Raw genomic sequence first — 20,021 nt, 5'->3', positions numbered from 1 at the left:
TCTACTGTGAACAATTGGTTTGCCATCATCCTGGTCCTAGCAATCACCTGTAGCCTCGTACTCGGGGTGACCTCCGAGACGCTTGCCTTGCTGCCTTATATCAATCAGAGCTTTCTGCTCGGGCTGATTTTGCTGATGGTCGGCTGTGCTGCCGTCGTTACCCGTTCCGGCTTCTTCACCGTTTTCATGCGCGGCTTCAAGCAGCTCAAAGGCTTCTTTTTTCGCAAGCCGCGCATGATGGAGAACGATCTCGTGCAAGGAGACGATCCCGTTTTTGCGCAAAAAAAACAATCCGTCATCAAGGTGGCGACTTCCCTCTTTCTCGCCTCCGGGACCGGATTGATTGTGTTTTCGCTGGTGCTTACTTGTTTCTACTATTTATAAGCAACGATTTGCCGATGGCCAGGAATACATCGGATTCATAGATCGTCGGCAACTGCTCTTGCGGCGAAATACTGTCAAAGCGTTCGCCTGCCGGCTTCAGCCAAGGAAAGCCCTCTGCTTCCTTCGCTTTGTAAAGCTGCTCGGGTGAATTGGGAATCAAGATGTGCTTGTCGCCTTCTCCCTCATAACTGCTATTCAAAAAGAGCAGGTACTCCCCTTGCTCCAGCTGTTGATACTCGGGGGCGACGAGACTGGCCATCTCGTGGATATCCCCTGGGGCGTACCCAATGATCCGGTAAACCTCAACCGTATCCCCAGCCTTGATATTTTGCTCGGTCTGGTTGTCGTACAGCTTTTCTACCTCGACGTCGTACACATGAAATACGAGCTCGGCCAATTGCTCTTGTCTCGGTTCCTTGGAAATCTTTCCTTTGAGAATTACATTGGAAAAACCGACCAACTCGCTGGTGGAGTTGTACACTTTTGACAATGAATAACCGGAAGAATCCGCCAAAGATGCTTCCTGCCTTTTTATAAAAGCGAGTGTCAAGCCAAGCCCAACAGCCAGTAATACTAGAATGGCAGTCATCGTTCTCTTTTTCACCGTCGCACGCCCTTTCCGAACAACCTTTCCCCACACTCTCGCAAACACCTCATCCAAACCTCAACTCCTAATATATGTAAAAACACAACTGCTTGTAAATGACGAGACATCGCGGAAGGAAGGCTTGGACATTCACGGATTGCAAGGGATTGACCAAGGGATTAGGCAAAGGATCGCGCCAGAACCGGGCAGACTCGAACATCGCTCCTTTATCTATCACCTGCCGCCACCGCCATCTAACGCAAAAAGACGCCTGGAAAAAGGCGTCTTTTGTTTCCGTACCTATGCTTCTAGCAAATGACAGGCGACCCAGTGTCCTCGCTCTGCCTCCAGCCACTTCGGCTCTTCTTCGGCGCAGCGCGCAGTGGCGAGCGGGCAGCGCGTCCGGAAGCCGCAGCCGCTTGGCTTGTTCGCCGGGCTTGGCAAATCGCCCTGAAGCACGATTCGCTCGCGCTTGACAGTCGGGTCGGGAACAGGCACAGACGAGAGCAGTGCCTGCGTATACGGATGCAACGGACGGGCGTACAAATCATTGCTGGCAGCCAGCTCAACCATTTTGCCCAAGTACATCACGCCGATGCGATTGGAAATGTGTTTGACCATGGACAGGTCGTGGGCGATGAACAAATACGTAAGACCGCGATCGTGCTGCAAATCTTCCAGCAGATTGACGACCTGCGCCTGAATCGAGACGTCCAGGGCGGAAATCGGCTCGTCGGCAATGATGAATTGCGGTTCGACAGCGAGGGCGCGGGCGATGCCGATCCGCTGCCGCTGGCCTCCGCTGAACTCGTGCGGGAAACGCTGGGCGTGGTCTTTATGCAGACCGACCAGTTGCAACAGCTCGGCGACCCGCTCCCGGCGCGATCCTCTGCTGAGTCCGTGAATGTCCAAGCCTTCCGCGATGATGTCCTCTACCGTCATGCGCGGATTGAGGCTGGCCTGCGGGTCCTGGAAAATCATCTGGACATCCCGATTGAACTGGCCCACTTCTTTTCCGCGCAACTGGTGGACGTTCTTCCCTTTGAACAGCACCTCGCCAGCCGTATTCTCATACAGCCGGATAATCGTGCGGCCCAGCGTGGATTTGCCGCAGCCGCTCTCGCCTACCAGTCCGAGCGTCTCGCCTTTTTGAATCGTAAAAGTCACCCCATCCACAGCTTTCAGATCAAAACCGGGACCCATGGAGAAATGCTTTTTCAAATCGCGTACATCAACCAACGCTTCTGTCATACTCCCTGCCTCCCTGCTGCAACCAATTCATCGATGCGCGGCGCTCTTGGATCGTGCAGCCAGCAAGCCGCCTCGTGGCCCGCTCCGAAGTCGTTTTTGGCTGGCATTTGCTGATCGCATATTTCCATGGCAAAATCACAACGCGCCGCAAACGGGCAGCCTTTTGGCGGTTGGAACAAGTCCGGCGGCGTGCCGTCGATCGGTACGAGCCGCTGCTTCTCGCCCTCATCGAGACGAGGCAGCGAGCGCATCAATCCCCACGTGTACGGATGGCGCGGGTTGGCAAACACATCCTCGACCGTTCCTGTCTCGACAACCATGCCTGCATACATGACGACCATCCGATGGGCGATTTCCGCCACGACACCGAGGTCGTGCGTAATGATGACAACCGAAAGCTCCTGCTCTGCTTGCAGCCGCTTCAGCAAATCGAGAATTTGCGCCTGAATCGTTACGTCCAAAGCTGTCGTCGGCTCATCGGCGATCACGAGCCGCGGCTGGCAGGCAAGGGCAATCGCGATGACGACGCGCTGGCGCATCCCGCCGCTGAACTGGTGGGGGTATTGATCGATCCGCTTTTCCGGGTCTGGTATGCCGACCAGCCGGAGCATCTCGATGGCACGCTGGCGCGCCTCTTCACGCGTCACTTTTTGACTGCGCACAAATCCTTCTACGATTTGCGTTCCGACCTTCATCGTCGGGTTGAGCGCGGTCATCGGGTCCTGGAACACCATCCCGATCTGCGTTCCGCGAATGCCGAGCAGTTCCTTTTTGGAAAGCCCGCTGATGTCCTGCCCGTCAAACACGATCTTTCCCCCGACGATTTTGCCAGGCGGGTTGGGGATCAGCCCCATGATCGCCTGCGCGGTGACGCTTTTGCCGCAGCCGCTCTCCCCTACAATCGCGACCGTCTCGCCCTTGTCCACGTGAAAGGAGACGCCGCGCACCGCTTGCACTTCGCCACCGTAGGTCTTGAAGTTGACACGCAGCTCGTCGATTGCTAACAAATGCTGATTTTTCGTCATTTTCTCCCTCTCCCCCATCAGTCGCGCAGGCGCGGGTCAAGCGCATCCTGCAAACCGTCTCCAAATACGTTAAAAGCGAACATCGTCAGCGAGATCATGAGCGCCGGGAAAAACAGCCGCCACCAGTCTCCGGTCAAAATAACGCCAAGAGCGTCGTTCGTCATCGTTCCCCAGCTCGCCACAGGCGCTTGCACGCCGAGTCCGAGAAAGCTCAGGAACGACTCGGCAAAAATCGCGGACGGAATCGTAAACGTCAAATTGACAATAATGACGCCGAATGTATTCGGGATCAGATGTTTGAGCAAAATCCGGTTGAATTTGGCTCCCAGCACTTGCGCAGCCAAAATGAACTCCTGGTTTTTCAACTGCAAAATTTGTCCGCGCACCAGCCGCGCCATGCCGACCCAGCCCGTAGCGGACAGCGCAATAATAATCGTCAATATGCCCGGCTCCATGACGACCATCAGCAAGATCACGACCAGCAAGTACGGCAAGCCGTACAGCACTTCAATCACGCGCATGATAATCGTATCGATCCGATCCCCCCGCTTGCCGCGCCCTGCCATGTAGCCAGCGATGCCGCCGACGGTTACGCCGATCACCAAATCGATGAGCGCCGCCACCACCCCGATGGTCAACGAGATTCTTGCGCCGTACCACGTTCTGGCAAACATGTCCCGGCCAAGCTCGTCAGTTCCAAACCAGTGCTCGGACGACACTTCCTGATTTTTCGTCAACAAGCTCTGATCCGAGTAACTGTAAGGCACGAGGTTCGGTCCGATAATCGCCATCGCGACCAGTGCCGTGATGATGAACAAACCGAGCATCGCCAGCTTGTTTTTTGCCAACTTGCGAATCACTTGCTGCCCATTGCTCAGGCTCGGCCGGGAAATGACGTTGGCCTGCCCTTTTTTGGACAGCGGCTGAAATAACGGGTCTACTCTATGTTCCATCGCCACAGGCTATCTCTCCTTGTTGGTCAGCTTGATTCTCGGGTCGATCAGCGTATACGCGATATCGATCAGGAAAATGGTCACGATCAAAATGGCGCTGTAAAAAATCGTCGTACCCAAAATAACGGGATAATCACGGTTGAAAATACCGTCCACGAAATATTTGCCGATGCCGGGAATCGCGAAAATTTTCTCGACGACAAACGTTCCCGTGATCAGCGAGGCGATCAATGGACCGAGAAACGTCACGACAGGCAAAATCGCGTTGCGAATGCCGTGGCGCAACACGACCAAAAACATCGGAATGCCTTTTGCCTCGGCCGTGCGAATGTAGTTTTGATTCATCACTTCAATCATGCTGGCCCGCATATACCGCGTGATGATGGCGACCGGACCGAAGGCGAGAGCGAGTGACGGCAGCACTGTGTGCATCCATGTACCCCACGTCGCCACCGGAAAAATCGACACCTTGATCGCAAAAAAGTTGATCAGCAACGGAGCCATAATGAAGCTCGGAATCGCTACCCCGAGAACGGCGAGCGCCATCGCGACATAGTCCAGCCATTTATTGCGGTTGAGCGCTGCCACGATACCAAACGTGATCCCGAACACCAGGGCGATCGCAATTGCTTGCGCCCCCAGCCAGGCGGACGCGCCGAAGCCGTCGGAAATCATGTCGTTGACGCCGCGCGAGTCTGATTTGATGGACGGGCCGAGGTCGAGCAGCAACAAATTTTTCAAGTAGAGCACGTACTGGACGGGCAGCGGTTGATCGAGGTTGTACTTGGCCCGCAAGTTGTTCAAAATTTGCTCCGGCAGCTGATCCGACTCGGAGGCGAACGGATTTCCCGGAATGGCATGCATCAAGGAAAAAGTCAGCGTCACGATGATCCACAGCGTGACGATCATCATCAAAACGCGTTTCACCAGGTAGTTTGACATGAAGTTCCTCCTCGTTTATTTGGCCAGCTCGTAGATGGCGTGGGCGTAAATCGCCATCGCCCGCAGCAGGTCGTCGATTTCCACATATTCGTCCACCAGGTGCGCCGTCGATTCCTTGCCTGGAAAAAGCGGCCCGTAAGCGACTCCGTACGGCATGATTTTGGCGTAGGTCGCACCGCCGGATGACAGCAGGGCAGTCGGCTCGCCCGTATGCTCCTCGTACACCTTGGACAACGTCTGAATGACAGGATGATCGGCCGGAACGTAATGCGACTTCGACGTGCGCAGACTGGCGATTGTCCAGCCCAGCTCCGCCACGCGCGCCCTCAGCTTTTCCACGTACTCCTCACAGGAAATCGTCGCAGGATAGCGGATGTTCAGCCGAACGCTTCCCCCGTCCGTTTCGCTGTAGCGCAAAATTCCCGCATTGACAGTCAGCTTGCCGGATACTTCGTCCTCGCAAGCCAGATGAAGCTCATGTCCGTAATAATCTTCGTGAATAATATCTGACAAGAGCGAAAGAAACGAAGATGCGGAACCTTCAAACGATTTTTCCCGCAAAAAACAGGAAAGCATCGTTCCCGCATTCACGCCCTCGTGTGGAGCCATTCCGTGTGCGGGCTTGCCCGCCAGGGTGAATGCCAGCTTGTCTGAATCGACTTGCTCGATCCGCCCGCTCGTTCCCATTGCCTGCAAAAAGGCATCCCACTCGGCAGCGAGCTGCGCGAAGTCGAACTTCGCTTTCGCTTGTGCGCCCAGCTCGACAACCGCTTCCGCCTTGTCCGGCACACTGTTGCCCTGATCGCCGGAAACAAAGGAAAGCAACGTCCAGCCCCGGTCTGCGCCCGCGCTCCGCTGTGTCGGAGCGATCGTCAGCGTCGGGTTGATCTGGCCTTTTTCCGCATGAATCATCGGAAAAGCCGAATCTGGCGAAAAGCCGACAGGCGGCACCCGGTCATGCTCGGCAAAATGCTTCATGCACAGCCAGCCGCTTTCTTCATCAGTTCCGATGATCAAACGCACCTTTTTGGAGAGAGCAAGCCCGGAGTCTCTCACCAGCCTGAGCGCATAGTAGGCAGCAAGAGCCGGTCCCTTGTCGTCGAGCGCTCCTCTGGCATACATGCGCCCATCGCGAATCGTCGGCTCAAAAGGAGGCGTCGTCCAGCCTTCTCCGACCGTCACGACGTCGATGTGGACGAGCACCCCGATCTCTTCTTCGCCGTCGCCATACTCGATCGTTCCTGCGTAGCCGTCGAGGTTTTTCGTCGCAAACCCGTCCTGCTGTCCGCGCTCAAGCATCGCTTCCAGTGCGGTCGCGACACCTTGTCCGAACGGCTTGCCCTCTGTCGCAGTCGTCATGTCCTCGATACTGTTAATGGAAAGAAACGCCACCAGCTCGTCCACGAACGCTTCTTTTTGCAGGAGAGCTTGCTTCTTCCAATATTCGCTCATCTGTGTCCACCTGCTTTCCTCTGCGCAAGGAATCTCAGAAACGCTTCTCCCTTCGCAGAAATATGACTTCCTTGTCTGCCTTTTCCCACATGGATCAGTTCATCTTGCTGCATCAGTTTCAAACGGTAACGCAGCTGCTGCGACGAAATCGCCACATCGCGCTCGCCAAGCTGTTCCATCAAGGAGTAGCGACCGCCGCTCCCGGCTCCAAGCTCCTGCAAAATCGCGAAGACCTCCTCCAAAAAGCCTCGCTTGACGTATTCGCTTGCAATCGACTCAAACCGTTCTTCCTGCCCGTCTGATACAAGCGGCATTTCCGGTGCCTCGTTCCAAAACGGCAACTGATACACGTACGCCTCTTCCTCTGCGACGTGCGCCAAATACTCGATGACGTTTTCCAGCTCGCGGATATTCCCCGGCCAATCGTAGTTCATCAGCGCCTTCATCGCCTCGCTGGTCAAGGTAAAAGGCGGACGCCGCAAATCGAGCGAGTATTTTTTCACGAATTGCTGCGCGAGCCACGGGATGTCCTCCCGGCGTTTGCGAAGTGGCGGCAGGTGAATCGGCAAGATGTTCAGCCGATAGTACAGATCAGCGCGAAAAGAGCCTTCTGTCACCATCTTTTGCAAATCCTGATTGGTGGCAGCGACCACGCGGATGTCCGTCGGAATGACCTTGTTGCCCCCTACCCGCATGATTTGCCGCTCCTGCAACACCCGGAGCAACCGATTTTGAATCGCGCCACTGGCGTCGCCAATCTCGTCGAGAAAAATCGTTCCTTTGTGGGCAAGCTCGAACCAGCCGATGTGGCCGCCTTTTCGCGCCCCTGTAAACGCCCCTTCCTCGTAACCAAAAAGCTCGCTCTCCAACAGCGATTCGGAGATAGCCGCGAAGTTGACGCCGACAAACGGCTCTCGCCTGCGCGGGGAGGCATTGTGGATAGCCTGGGCGAGCAATTCCTTCCCTGTTCCTGTCTCGCCTAACAAAAGCACCGTCGAATTGCTTCTGGCCATTTTCTTGGCAATCTGGATCACTTTTTGCACAGAAGGACTTTCTCCGTAGATATCATCAAAATGGTATTTGGCAACCAGCCCCTTGCTGTACAGGCGCATGCGGTAGTCGTGCTCCAGCTTTTCGATCTCCGCCGCCTTGCGGAACAACAGCAAGCTTCCGAGAAAGCTGCCCTCCATGACAATGTGCATCTTGCGGAAAAAGTAGGTTTTGTTCGCCCAATCTACCAAAACGTCCTCATTCTCTTCACACTGCCGGATCAACTCGTAAAAGTCCGGCGGAAGACAGTCGGCTGCACGCTCTCCGACCACTTGCCTGCCCTCCAGATGCAACGATTCGATTGCCTTTTGATTGACGAAGCGAATCCATTCCTTCTCATCAAACGCAATGATCGCATCCTCGATCCGGTTGACGATGGCTTCCAAGTATTTGCTCAAAAGGTGCGCGTGCTGAATCTCGTTGTTCAGCTCTTTCGTGACGTAAATCAACGATTGCATCGCTCTCGCCGTCACCTTTTGGAAATTTCCACTGCCAAAATGCGAGTAGATCGCCATCCAGGTCGATAAATCAATGACGCGGTAACCGATGTCGACTACTTTGCGAATGCCGGGCGGAACATGTTCAGGCTCGCCAGGCGTAACTGCAATTTCAATATCGGACGGATAGTCCGCTCCGGGATAGTACGGATACAACTCAAAATCCATGCCGGACGCCCGCAGCAAATCAACGTTTTCCTCTGCGGTTTCTTTGGTATCGCTTACCAAAAGCACTTTGACGCCTTTCGGAATCTCCAGCATGCCGCGCAAATTGTGATACGGCAGCATCCGCTTGGCGACGAGAATGCTCGCATCGCCAGGCAAATACGGCTCGACAAGCGAGACGATGCTTTTCGTGGACAAAACCACCAGCGCCCCCGGCGTAATCGGTCGAAACGGAAGCTGGTCCACTCGGATCGCTTCCACGTGAATGTCTTCAGATATCCCCAGTTCGTGGCATTGACTGACCACGGATTGCAAAAATTCGTCCATTCTCGCGATGAACGTAATTGTTTTTTTCGGCATGGACACTCGCTCCAGATGTAGTGTGAAGACAAGAGCACAAAGCTGCCCTTGCGCTCTTGTCTTCGTCTATTCTACTATTTCTTCCCGATCTCTACCCATTTGTAGTCGAGAGTTCCGACCGGATGGCGAATGATGCCCTTGATGTTTGGCTGATCCATGAACACTTTGGTGCTGAAGTAGATCGGCACCAGCGGCATGTCTTCCATAAAGATTTTTTCTGCATCGTGCATCAGCTTGAAGCGCTCGGTTTCGTTTGCGGTGTTGCGAATTTTTTCGACCAGCGCGTCGTACTCTTTGTTGCTGTAATTGATGCGGTTGCCCGGGTGATCGGTGACGAACAGCTCCAGATAGTTGACCGGATCGCCGTAGTCAGCCGGGATGGTGGAACGGGAGAATTGCAGCTTGCGGCCGCGCTGTTCTTCCAGGAACACTTTCCATTCCTTGTTCTCCAGCTTCACGTCTACCCCGAGGTTTTTCTTGTACATCTCTTGCAAAACTTGCGCGATCGCTTTGTGAGCGTCACTTGTGTTGTACGTCATGGTTACAGGAGGCAAGGTTGTCCAGCCTTCCTCTTCCATTCCTTTTTTCAGCAAAGCTTTTGCCTGCTCGATGTCGTTGTCTTTGATGAAGTCTCCGCCCTTCTCGCGGAAGTCGCCGCCTTCCGGTTCCGGGAAGCCGAATGGCACGTGCGCCAGTGCAGGAGCCTGCTTGCCTTGTACCACGTTGTCGATCAGCGTTTGGCGGTCGATCGCCAGCGCAAACGCTTTGCGGATGTTGGCGTTCGTAAACGGAGGCATCTGCGTGTTCATCCGGTAGTAGTAAATCGCCGCTTCGGATTCGACTTTGGCCTCTCCGGAGTCGATCAGCTTTTTCTTCAAGTCGTTCGGTACGGTCTGGATCATGTCCAGTTGTGCGGTGGAGTACATTTGATACTGTGTATTTTCGTCGTTGACCATCACCCAGTCGATTCCGGCAAATTTGACGGAGTCGCGATCCCAGTAGCCATCGTTTTTCACGAGTTTGACAGATTGGTCATGCACCCAGTCTTCCATTTTGAAAGGACCGTTTGTGACGATGCTCGACGCATTTTCTGCCCACTTCGGATTGCTTTCCACCACTTTTTTATTCACGGGGAAGAACGTAGGCTGCGTGATGATGTGCAGGAAAAAGCCTGCTGGCGCCTTGAGATGTACTTCCAGCGTCTTTTCATCGACCGCTTTTACCTTCACGCCGTCTGCGGTGCCGGTTCCTTTGTTGAACTCCTCTGCTCCATCGATGTAGTAGGCGAGGAAAGCGGACGGGAACGCGTTGTTCGGATCGACGATGCGCTTGAAAGCAAATTCAAAGTCTTGCGCCGTTACCGGATCGCCATTGGACCACTTGCTGTCGCGCAGCGTAAAGGTGTACGTTTTTCCATCCTCGCTCACCGACCATTTTTCCGCCATGGCAGGCTGCGGCTTGTGGTCTTTGTCGAGACGGGCCAAACCTTCCATCGTCGCATTCAGCACCTCATTGGACGTGCTGTCAAAGCCTTTTGGCGGATCGAGGGACGGTGGCTCGGTCTTCAGGTTGAGCTTCAGTCTTGCTGCCGGATCTGCTTGTCCACCAGAGTCGCCTGCTGGCTGTCCGGCTGGTGTTCCCTCGCCTTGCTTCGTCGGAGCAGCCGACTGGCTACATCCCGTCACGGCCAAAACCGCGACCAGGGCGGCAGTGCTGAGCAGCTTCCATCCTTTGTGCAACTTCATTTTTTTGTGACCCCCTTCTTCTTTTGAAAAAATCTTTATAGATAAACGGCAACGAAAGGTAGCTGCCGCTTATACCCCCAGTGACACGCTCGTTTGCGTCAGCAAAAACGGCGTTTCGATCCGGCCTACGACGCTATTGCTCATGTTGGTGATCGGCGGATTTGTGTATTGTGCCAACACTTCCAGCGGGCCGTCTGTACCGATCCCGAGTTGGCGCAGCACCTCGTTTACGACCGGATTGATGGCGCGTGGCCCGCCGTCCTCGATCTTCACTGCGATACCCAGCCCTGTTTTTCTGTCACCCAGACAGTAGACAGACTCAGCGCCCGCCTTGCCCACGATGCGCCCGGCAAAAGCATTCATCAGATCGGTGCAGTAGCGATTTTCGCCCCCGACCATTTCCGGATGAGCCGTCATCGCTTCTGTAATTCTCTCTACCGCTTTGCGGCGCTCCGGCTTCGCGATCACTTCCGGGCGAACGAGCTTGGCAAAAGCCCAGGCGAAGTTCGCGAGCGGCAGTTGATGAACAGGCACTCCGCAACCGTCTGTTCCCAGGTTGATCTTCTCTTTTGGATAGCCTGTAATGTCTTCCACGACATCGAGAATCCGCTGCTGCACCGGATGCTCTGGCAGGTGATAGGTGGCGACCTCTTCTCCCATGTACGTCGCGGTTGCAATCATGCCCGAATGCTTACCGGAGCAGTTGGAAAATACGGGTGTAAGCGGTTTCCCCTGACGGATCAGCTCTTTGTAGCTCTCCTCGTGACGCGGCACGTGCGTCCCGCATTGCAAGGTCGCTTCCGGTTGACCCGCACGTTCCAGCATCGAAAGCGCGCGCGTGCGATGGCGCGGCTCCCCGCTATGGGATGCGCAGCAAAGCGACAGATCGGCAGGCTCAAATCCGTAATGATCAGCGGCGCCTGTCTCCACGACCGGAATCGCCTGCAACGGCTTCATGCTTGAACGGGCATAGGTCATTCGGTGTGGATCTCCGAATGCATACAGCAAAGTTCCGGAAGCATCCACAACGGCGATATGACCAAGGTGCGAGCTTTCCACCTGTTCTCCCCGGTATACGTTGGCAACTACATTCATAGCAAAGTCTCCTTTTGACGCGATAGTTGAAATGTTTGTACTTTTCTCAAAAGCAAGTTGCGTGCCAACCACTGGCAAGGCAGGGTTAAAACCGAATTTTCTGCAAGTTTATCGCTGTAGCGAGTGAAAAAGCGGGGAGCAGCAGAGGGTAACTGGTTGTTATACAAGGCTTAATAGGTTGTTTTTAATCATCAATAGGTTAACTCGTTTTTGCCCAAACAAAAAAACACCCCTTTTCTTTTTCGCTTCCAGAAATAGGGTGTCACTAATCGTTTTCTCGCTGCTGTTTCGCTACTCTTTTGCCACGCGCTGCATATCGGCTTCCACCATCATGTGAATCAGCTCGACCAGCTTTGTCTTCGGCGTCCAGCCCAGCCCTCGCTTCGCCTTTTCCGGATTTCCCAGCAAGACGTCCACTTCTGCGGGGCGGTACAGCTTCGGATCAATTACCAAGTAATCCTGATAATTCAAGCCGACGTAGTCAAAGGCGATTTTGCACATGTCCTCGACGGTTGACGTTTTTCCGGTCGCAATGACAAAGTCATCCGGCTTCTCCTGCTGGAGCATGAGCCACATCGCCTCCACGAAGTCGCCTGCGAAGCCCCAGTCCCGTTTGGCCGCTATATTGCCGAGCCGCAGCTCTTTTTGTTTGTTCGCGGCGATTCTGGCCACAGCGTCGGTTACTTTTCGGGTGACAAATTCAAGCCCGCGCAACGGCGATTCATGGTTGAACAAAATGCCGTTGCAGCTATACATCTGGAAGCTTTCCCGGTAGTTTTTCGTCATCCAGTAGCCGAACAGCTTGGATACCGCATACGGACTGCGCGGATAAAACGGGGTTTGCTCCGATTGCTGCGGCTCCTGGATCAGTCCGTACAGCTCGCTTGAGGAAGCTTGATACATTTTGATCGCGGGATTCGTCTCGCGAATGGCCTCCAGCACATGCAAAACACCCATCCCGGTCGATTGCGCCGTCAAGACGGGCTGCTCCCACGATGAGCCGACAAAGCTTTGCGCCGCCAAATGATACAGCTCATCCGGCTTCACGCTTTTGAGCGCCCTGGTCAAAGACGACAAATCCAAAATATCGCCGTCCTTGTACTCGATTTCATCGGCAATGCCCAAATATTCCAGCCGCCAACGATCGACGGTGCTGCGGCGCGGCACAAGTCCTGCCACGCGATAGCCTTTGTCCAGCAAAAACTTCGCCAAATACGCACCGTCCTGCCCGGTTATTCCTGTAAGGAAAGCTGTTTTCATGCGTCACCTCTCCCCTGGCCTGATCCAATCCCAATCGTTAAAAGCATATGCCACCCTGCGCGCATTCGTTCAAAAACAGGGCTGGACACTTGCAGCAACTTCGTTTTTCGCATGTGCCTCCGCCCTGTCTCTTGCGAATGATCTTTTGCTCCTCCCTCACTTCCCGCCCTTTTCCTTAATACGCTAGGAAAGAGGCAAGACTTTTTTGACGGGAAGTGAGGTTTGGCATGCAGATGGATTGGCACAAGCATTATACGCGCTGGAAGCAATACACAGACCTGGACCCGCAGCTTCAGCGCCACCTGGAGCAACTGGAAGGCGACGGGCAAAAGCTGGAAGACTGCTTTTACAAGCCGATTGCCTTCGGTACAGGTGGCATGCGCGGGGTCATGGAACCGGGAATCAACCGGATTAACCTTTATACGATTCGCAAGGCTGCCGCAGGGCTGGCCCTGCATTTGCTGGAGCAACATTCGGCTGCGGCCCAGCTTGCGGTCGTCATCGCCTACGACTCGCGCAACGATTCGTACACCTTTGCACTGGAAACGGCAAAAGTTCTCGGTTATTACGGCGTTTCCGCATGTTTGTTCGAGAATTTGTGTCCGACGCCGCTCTTGTCTTTTGCCGTTCGGCATCTGGGAGCTGCCGCAGGCGTCGTCATCACGGCGAGCCACAACCCGCCAGAGTACAACGGCTTCAAAATATACGGATCAGACGGAGGACAAATTCCGCCGCAAGCTGCCGACCGGATTTTTGCCCAAATGGAACAAGCCGGAGATGAGCTGCAAATCGGAACGCGTGAAGTGAATGAGCTGTTGGACAGCGGTCTGTTGCGAATGTTGGGCGACGAAGTATTTACCGCCTATATGGCCTGCCAAAAACAGCTTCGCTCCCCTGCCGCTTCCGCCATCGTCGCTGCCCACCAGCCGCGCATCGTCTTTTCTCCGCTGCACGGCACGACGCTTGTACCGATTGCGCAAGGACTGCAATCGCTAGGCTTTGAGCAGGTAAAGGTCGTTCAGGAGCAGGCGGAGCCAGATCCTTTGTTTTCTACCGTCTCCACCCCCAATCCGGAAGAGCCGGAAAGCTTTCGATTTGCCTTGAAGCACGCTCGCAAAAAAGGCGCCGACTTGATCATCTGTACAGACCCGGATGGAGACAGGCTCGGGGTAGCCATCAGGACGGGCCCTAACCAGCATGTCATCTTGAACGGAAATCAGGCGGGCGTCTTGCTTTTGGACTATATTTTGACGCAAGAAAAGCTTGCCGGAACGCTCCCGGCCCACGCTGCCGTCGTGAAAACGATCGTCACCTCGGAAATGGTTCGCGCGATCGCCGCTGACTACGGTGTGGCTACAATCGACACCTTGACCGGATTCAAGTACATCGGGGAAAAAATCGAGGAATTTGCGCAAAGCGGAGCGCATCACTTTTTGTTTGGACTGGAAGAAAGCTGCGGGTATTTGCGCGGTGATTTCGTCCGGGACAAAGACGCCGTCCAGGCCGCTTTTTTGCTGGCGGACGCCTGCGCGTTCCAGCTGTCGCAAGGCTCAAGCCTCCACCAGCGTTTGCAGGAGCTGTACGCCAAGCACGGCACTTTCCGGGAAGAGCTGATCTCGATTACGTATCCGGGAAAAGACGGCATGCAAACCATGACAGCGATCCTCGCTGCCTTGCGCGACAGACCGCTGACAACTGTCGCGGGCGATGCGGTGACCTCCATCGAGGACTACTTGACTGGCGAACGTCGGCTGCAAGCGACAAACGAGTCACAGCCTTTGGCGCTGCCAGCAAGCGATGTCTTGAAGTTCATCATGGGCGACCATGCCTGGTTTTGCATCCGTCCATCCGGTACGGAACCGAAGATGAAGCTGTATTTTGGGGTCAGGGACGTCTCGGAAAGTGCAGCCTTGACTGCCCTTGCCAACATGAAAAAATCGGTGCTCGACTATTTGCAGCAGCTGTTGCCCGCCTAGATTTCCAGGTAGGGGCCATTTCCACGCGGGTGGCCCCCGCCATCAGGGCCGTAGCTTGGCGGATGGTACGCCTCTTGTGGAGTTCGCTCCGCAAAGCGTGCCAGACCCAACAGCTCCCGGCGGACAAAGAAGGCGTTGACTCCACGCGAATCGGTGCCGATCAGCGCATAGCCGAGCTTTTTCCCAAGTTCGGCAAGCGATGTCAGGCTCGCTCCGAAATAGGTTGTTCCGTTCCATGCAAAGGAAGGATCGTACGCTACGACCATCTTTTGCGGTGGCGGAAAAGAAGCGTTGTATTCGATGATCACCACTCGCGGCTTGTAGGCAGCCAGCGCTTGCCAGACCCAATAGTCGATCCCGTCCAGATCGATCGAGAGCAAATCAAACTGTGCCGGAACGCGAAATTGGGCAAACAACGAGGCGATATTTTCTCTGGTAATGAACGCCTGATGGGTGGCAACCTGAGGGAGCGCGGCATAGGTCTGCTGCAAATAAATGTATTTGAGCGGGTGTCCCTCGATCAACACCCCCGACCATTGGTGCGCGTACGCCAAGTTTCGAGACAGGCACTCCACGCCCCCCTCGACTCCAAATTCAACAAAAAATCGATTCGTTGTCCCGATCCGCGCAAACAACTCCTCGATCATGCCATCTTCACCATTTTGCGAGAAAACACGCTTTTCATAGAGATTGATGGAGTCCATTCGGTTCATCGCCCCTCCTTCTTTCGTTCTCTTTTCTCCATCGTATTTGCCGTATGCGCGAAAGGCGTAGTCATCTGCTCCCCTTTGGCGAGAAAAAGGCGTGCCGCACTTTCCCTGTACATAAAAAGACATTCGCCGTGCCAGTATCCGCATGTTCTTACTATATATAAAGCAACTGCTTTCTTTTTTTGGAAACGGTTTTGCCTGCTGCTGCAAAAAAACATCACGAGCAAGGGGGGAAGCCTCTTGAAAGTTTTGATTACAGGCATTACCGGGTTTGCCGGCAGCCATTTGGCAGAATATCTGCTCTCGCGCGGCGATGTCGAAATCTATGGAACTTACCGGGCTCGCAGCCGAATGGACCATATCGCCCACATCGCGGATCAGCTTCATCTCGTGGAATGCGAACTGCAAGACCCCGCAGCCGTCGCCCAAATGATTGCCCGAATCAAGCCGGCACATATTTACCATCTCGCTGCCCAAAGCTTTGTCCCCGCTTCGTGGACTTCGCCCGCCGACACGATGATGAACAATATCGTCAGCCAGCTGCACATTTTCGAAGCGGTCCGGGCAGCTGATATTCCGTGCAAAATACAGGTGGCATGCTCCAGCGAGGAATACGGCCTCGTCTACCCTGACGAACTGCCAGTGCGGGAGACAAACCCGCTGCGGCCGCAGAGTCCTTATGCCGTGAGCAAAATCGCCCAAGATTTTCTCGGCTACCAGTATTATCAAAGCTACGGACTTTCCATTGTTCGCACGCGTACTTTTAACCATACAGGGCCGCGGCGGGGAGAGCGCTTTGCCACCTCCAATTTCGCCAAACAAATTGCCCAAATCGAGCTTGGCTTGCAGCCTCCGCACGTCCATGTCGGAAACTTGCAAGCGCGACGTGACTTTACAGATGTGCGCGATGTCGTCAAAGCGTATTGGCTCGCGCTGGAGCGGGGAGTGCCCGGGAGCGTCTACAACATCTCTTCGGGGAACACGCGAACGATCGAAGAAGTATTGCATACCCTCCTGTCCTTCACTTCCGCGCCTGTGCAGATTCTCGTCGATCCCAAGCGGCTGCGCCCCTCCGACGTAGCGGTACTGCTCGGCGACGCCAGCGCTTTTTGCACGCAAACGGGCTGGCAGCCGGAAATTCCTTTTCACCAGACGATGCACGACTTACTTCAATATTGGCGAGACACTTTGCAAGCACAAGCCGGGGAAAAGGAGGGCAGTTGATGGGATCGCAAAACTTGCCGCTAGTCAGTATCATTACGCCTTCCTTCAATCAGGCCGCCTTTATCAGGCAAACGATCGAGAGTGTGCGCAGCCAGGACTATCCGAACATCGAACACATCGTCGTCGACGGCGGTTCCACAGACGGGACTTTGGAGATTTTGCAGGAATACGCCCATGAAAAACAGCGCTTCCGCTTCGTTTCCGAGCCTGACCGGGGCCAGTCGCACGCCATCAACAAAGGCTTGGCACTGGCAAAAGGCCAGATCATCGGCTGGCTGAACTCGGATGACAAGTATTTGAATGGCGCTGTCGGCAAAGCCATCTCTGCGCTGCAAACCAACCCGCAGTGGTCGATGGTGTACGGGAACGCCCTGCACATCAACGCCGAGGACAAGATTACCAGCGTCTACCCGACAAAGCCGTTTTCCCGTCAGGCCCTGTTTCTGTTTTGCATCATTTGCCAACCGACTGCCTTCATCCGCAAAGAAGTCTTTCAAGCTGTCGGCGGTGTGGACGAAAACTTGCACTATTGCATGGACTACGACTTGTGGATGCGCCTGTCCAAAACGCATCAGGTCGGCTACATTCACGATTTTCTCGCTGCCTCCCGCCTGCATGCAGCCTGCAAGTCCGTCGCGCTGGAGGTCGATCTCGGACTGCCGGAAATATTGCTGGCCAGCGTCCGGCACTTCGGCACCGTCGCCAATCACTGGCTGTATCATTTTCTTACGCACTATCCGAACAAAGGCGTGTTCTGGTATCTCGATCTGTTCAAAAGTCATCGGGTCTTCGGAAATACTCCCCTGCTCGTGGACAGCAATCGCCATGCTTCCTTCTGGGTCCCGCCGCGCTACCGGATGCATCTGTACGTCGATCCGGCCCAGCCGATGCATGCTCTGGTCATCAAAGGCATCAATACGTTATTCAACCAGCCTGTTCACGTCCACGTCATGGTCGATCAAGTGCCGACCGCTCATCACGTCATTCCGGCCGGTCACTTTGAAACGAGCATCGTATTCCCAGTTACTACGCCGAATGCCGTCGTCGAGCTGGTGTGCAGCAGGCAGCAAATTTTGCCGGAAACAGAAATGGCGGCAAGCATCGGCACGGTCAGCTTCCAGGTGCAAAACGCGATGCCGCTCTCTGCCCAGGAATACCAGTTTTACTTGGAATACAAAAAAAATCCTCGGGATGTCGCCAACTGGTTGTTGAAAAACAGGCAGCCAGTCCCTTCGCTGTGACCACATTCGCGTAAAGGAAGGTGTTGCTTTCATGAATCTGTCGGACAAACGAATCGTCGTTACCGGCGGAGCAGGTTTCCTGGGAAAGCATGTGCTCAGCCAGCTGCAAGCCCAGCAATGCCAGCATGTGTTCGTCCCGAGAAGCCGCGACTTTGATCTGCGCAAAGAAAACGACATCGTCTTGATGCTGCATACTTACGCACCGGACATCATTATCCACCTCGCCGCCGTCGTAGGGGGCATCGGCGCCAATCAGAAAAATCCCGGCAAATTTTTTTACGACAACCTGATCATGGGCACGCAGTTGATCGAGCAAGCGAGACTGTTTGGCGTGAAAAAGTTTGTCGCCATCGGAACGATTTGCTCTTATCCCAAGTTCGCACCCGTCCCTTTTCTGGAAGAAGACCTGTGGAACGGCTACCCGGAAGAGACGAACGCTCCGTACGGTTTGGCGAAAAAAATGATGCTGGTGCAGTCTCAGGCGTATCGTGAGCAGTACGGCTTCAATTCGATTTTCTTGCTGCCCGTCAACCTGTACGGCCCTCACGACAACTTCGATCTCGAATCTTCCCACGTCATCCCGGCGATCATCCGCAAATGCCTGGAGGCCAAAGCCGCCAAACAGGACGAGATCGTTCTCTGGGGCACCGGGAACGTCACCCGCGAATTTATTTATGTACAGGACGCTGCCCGCGCCATTGTGCTGGCGACCGAGAAATACGATTCCTCCGATCCGGTCAATATCGGCTCCGGTGAAGAAATGACCATTGCCGAGCTGGCCAGTACGATTCAAAAGCTGTGCGGGTACGAAGGACGGATTGTCTGGGACGCCAGCAAGCCTGACGGACAGCCGCGCCGCAAGCTGGCAACAGACAAAGCGAGGGACGCTTTTGGCTTTACGGCAACCACTCCGCTTCTCGCAGGCTTGCAGCAAACGATTGACTGGTATCGCCAGCACAGACGCGATGACGAGGTGAAGGCTCCGTGAAAATCGGTGTAAATCTGCTCGCCTGTATCCCTGGAAAAATCGGCGGCATGGAACAGTACGTGCGGAATTTGCTGGCGTACTCGATTCAAAACAAGGACAACGACCAATGGTTCCTGTTTTTGACCAAGACGAATTACCACACCTTTCCCAACCATCCGAAAATCCAAAAAGTGATGATGCACGAGCACATAGACGCGCACAAGCAGTTCCACGCATGGATTCGCGCGCTTGCGCTCGATCTGTGGTTCTGCCCGCTCCTGGTGCTGAATCCGATCGATGCTCCCATCCCGAGCGTGATCAACATCCCGGACATTCAGCATGAATTTTACCCGCAGTTTTTTGACGAGAACTCGCTGCAATGGCGCAAGGCGACTTACCAATCGTCCGCGCTGAAGACAAACGCCGTCTTGACGTTGTCCGAGTATTCCCGGGAGAGCATCATTACCAAGTTCGGGATTCCGAAGCATCGCGTACATGCGATCCATCTCGATTCTGCCCATGAATTTACGCTCCCGTACAACGAATCCGTCAATCAGCGGGTGCGGCAAAAATATCGGCTGCCCGCTCATTACGGCTATTATCCTGCGAATACGTGGTGGCACAAAAATCACGTTTCGCTCTTGCAGGCGCTCGCTTATTTGCGCGATGCACACCAGTTGAAAATTCATATGGTGTTCACCGGAGCCCCCCAGGAAGCACACAACCAGGTTCTGGCGACGATCCGTGAGCACCAGTTGTCCGATCAAATTACGTGGCTGGACTACATTCCGCAGGAAGAGATGCCGTATTTGTTTCGCAACGCCAACTTTCTCTGCTTCCCGTCCTTGTTCGAAGGCTTCGGGATTCCGCTGGTGGAAGCGATGCGAACCGAGCTGCCGATCATTTGCTCCAACAACGGCAGCATCCCGGAAATCGTCGGAGACGCTGCGCTTACTTTCGATCCGACTTCCCCGGAAGACATCGCCCGCAAAATGGTCGAGGTGCAAAACCAGTCTGTGCGCTCGGACCTCATCGCCAAAGGATTGCGGCAAGCGGCACAGTTTTCCTGGTCCAAATGCGCCAGGGAAACGCTCGCGGTTCTGCATCAGGTCGCAGGAAAATAACCGAAAGAGGAAAG

17 protein-coding genes are annotated in these 20,021 nt (G+C 54.7%); 6 read left to right on the top strand and 11 right to left on the bottom strand.

What is annotated here, in order from left to right; genetic code table 11:
• The first annotated feature begins 6 nt into the window (after positions 1 to 6).
• Complete coding sequence (locus tag M2298_RS03020; RefSeq protein ID WP_242772068.1) at positions 7 to 384, top strand: DUF3899 domain-containing protein; 378 nt, start codon at positions 7 to 9, stop codon at positions 382 to 384.
• On the opposite strand, the gene M2298_RS03015 is transcribed toward M2298_RS03020, so the two are convergent.
• From M2298_RS03015 to M2298_RS02970, 10 genes are all read right to left on the bottom strand, one after another.
• Positions 362 to 988: a hypothetical protein gene (locus M2298_RS03015; RefSeq protein ID WP_280648210.1), complete on the bottom strand. Its 627-nt coding sequence runs from the start codon at positions 986 to 988 to the stop codon at positions 362 to 364. The genes M2298_RS03020 and M2298_RS03015 overlap by 23 nt on opposite strands.
• 282 nt (positions 989 to 1,270) lie before the next feature.
• Complete coding sequence (locus tag M2298_RS03010; RefSeq protein WP_122963238.1) at positions 1,271 to 2,221, bottom strand: ABC transporter ATP-binding protein; 951 nt, start codon at positions 2,219 to 2,221, stop codon at positions 1,271 to 1,273.
• Positions 2,218 to 3,246, bottom strand: coding sequence for an ABC transporter ATP-binding protein (locus tag M2298_RS03005; protein WP_122963237.1), 1,029 nt, complete (start codon positions 3,244 to 3,246; stop codon positions 2,218 to 2,220). The genes M2298_RS03010 and M2298_RS03005 overlap by 4 nt, the downstream gene beginning before the upstream one ends.
• A gap of 17 nt (positions 3,247 to 3,263) precedes the next feature.
• The gene (locus tag M2298_RS03000) at positions 3,264 to 4,199 is read right to left on the bottom strand and encodes an ABC transporter permease (protein ID WP_167470244.1); all 936 of its coding nucleotides are present in this window, start codon (positions 4,197 to 4,199) and stop codon (positions 3,264 to 3,266) included.
• A 9-nt stretch (positions 4,200 to 4,208) separates the two neighbouring features.
• Positions 4,209 to 5,141 (bottom strand): ABC transporter permease, encoded by a 933-nt coding sequence (locus tag M2298_RS02995; RefSeq protein ID WP_063227133.1) that lies wholly within the window; start codon positions 5,139 to 5,141, stop codon positions 4,209 to 4,211.
• A 15-nt stretch (positions 5,142 to 5,156) separates the two neighbouring features.
• On the bottom strand, positions 5,157 to 6,593 hold the full coding sequence (pepV, locus tag M2298_RS02990; protein ID WP_274875134.1) for a dipeptidase PepV: 1,437 nt from the start codon (positions 6,591 to 6,593) through the stop codon (positions 5,157 to 5,159).
• A complete protein-coding gene (locus tag M2298_RS02985; RefSeq protein ID WP_173596267.1) occupies positions 6,590 to 8,665 on the bottom strand; it encodes a sigma-54 interaction domain-containing protein in 2,076 nt (691 codons plus the stop codon). The genes pepV and M2298_RS02985 overlap by 4 nt, the downstream gene beginning before the upstream one ends.
• Positions 8,666 to 8,739: 74 nt before the next feature.
• Positions 8,740 to 10,410, bottom strand: coding sequence for a peptide ABC transporter substrate-binding protein (locus M2298_RS02980; RefSeq protein ID WP_217021969.1), 1,671 nt, complete (start codon positions 10,408 to 10,410; stop codon positions 8,740 to 8,742).
• Between the two features lie 69 nt (positions 10,411 to 10,479).
• Complete coding sequence (locus tag M2298_RS02975) at positions 10,480 to 11,505, bottom strand: asparaginase (RefSeq protein WP_122963232.1); 1,026 nt, start codon at positions 11,503 to 11,505, stop codon at positions 10,480 to 10,482.
• Positions 11,506 to 11,796: 291 nt separating this feature from the next.
• Positions 11,797 to 12,765 carry a GDP-mannose 4,6-dehydratase gene (locus M2298_RS02970; RefSeq protein ID WP_274875133.1) on the bottom strand — a complete coding sequence of 323 codons (969 nt, stop codon included), beginning with the start codon at positions 12,763 to 12,765 and terminating at the stop codon, positions 11,797 to 11,799.
• Between the two features lie 227 nt (positions 12,766 to 12,992).
• Between M2298_RS02970 and M2298_RS02965 the strand changes: the two genes are divergently transcribed.
• Complete coding sequence (locus M2298_RS02965; protein WP_280648209.1) at positions 12,993 to 14,741, top strand: phospho-sugar mutase; 1,749 nt, start codon at positions 12,993 to 12,995, stop codon at positions 14,739 to 14,741.
• Here the strand turns inward: M2298_RS02965 and M2298_RS02960 are convergent.
• A complete protein-coding gene (locus tag M2298_RS02960) occupies positions 14,738 to 15,454 on the bottom strand; it encodes a hypothetical protein (protein ID WP_280648208.1) in 717 nt (238 codons plus the stop codon). The two genes, M2298_RS02965 and M2298_RS02960, sit on opposite strands and share 4 nt — an antisense overlap.
• Positions 15,455 to 15,691: 237 nt before the next feature.
• Between M2298_RS02960 and M2298_RS02955 the strand changes: the two genes are divergently transcribed.
• From M2298_RS02955 to M2298_RS02940, 4 genes are read left to right on the top strand one after another with little or no spacing between them, the layout of a single operon-like run.
• Positions 15,692 to 16,675 carry a GDP-mannose 4,6-dehydratase gene (locus M2298_RS02955; protein ID WP_280648207.1) on the top strand — a complete coding sequence of 328 codons (984 nt, stop codon included), beginning with the start codon at positions 15,692 to 15,694 and terminating at the stop codon, positions 16,673 to 16,675.
• Positions 16,675 to 17,916, top strand: coding sequence for a glycosyltransferase family 2 protein (locus M2298_RS02950; protein ID WP_274875129.1), 1,242 nt, complete (start codon positions 16,675 to 16,677; stop codon positions 17,914 to 17,916). Before M2298_RS02955 ends, M2298_RS02950 begins: the two co-directional genes overlap by 1 nt.
• 31 nt (positions 17,917 to 17,947) lie before the next feature.
• Positions 17,948 to 18,904, top strand: coding sequence for a GDP-L-fucose synthase family protein (locus M2298_RS02945; RefSeq protein ID WP_122963226.1), 957 nt, complete (start codon positions 17,948 to 17,950; stop codon positions 18,902 to 18,904).
• Positions 18,901 to 20,007, top strand: coding sequence for a glycosyltransferase family 4 protein (locus M2298_RS02940; RefSeq protein ID WP_280648206.1), 1,107 nt, complete (start codon positions 18,901 to 18,903; stop codon positions 20,005 to 20,007). Before M2298_RS02945 ends, M2298_RS02940 begins: the two co-directional genes overlap by 4 nt.
• Positions 20,008 to 20,021 lie beyond the last annotated feature (14 nt).

This window comes from Brevibacillus sp. 1238, from assembly GCF_029892995.1.
Taxonomy (GTDB): domain Bacteria; phylum Bacillota; class Bacilli; order Brevibacillales; family Brevibacillaceae; genus Brevibacillus; species Brevibacillus parabrevis.
The sequence above is the reverse complement of the archived record's forward strand: the minus strand, read 5'-3'. Positions and strand labels throughout refer to the sequence as shown.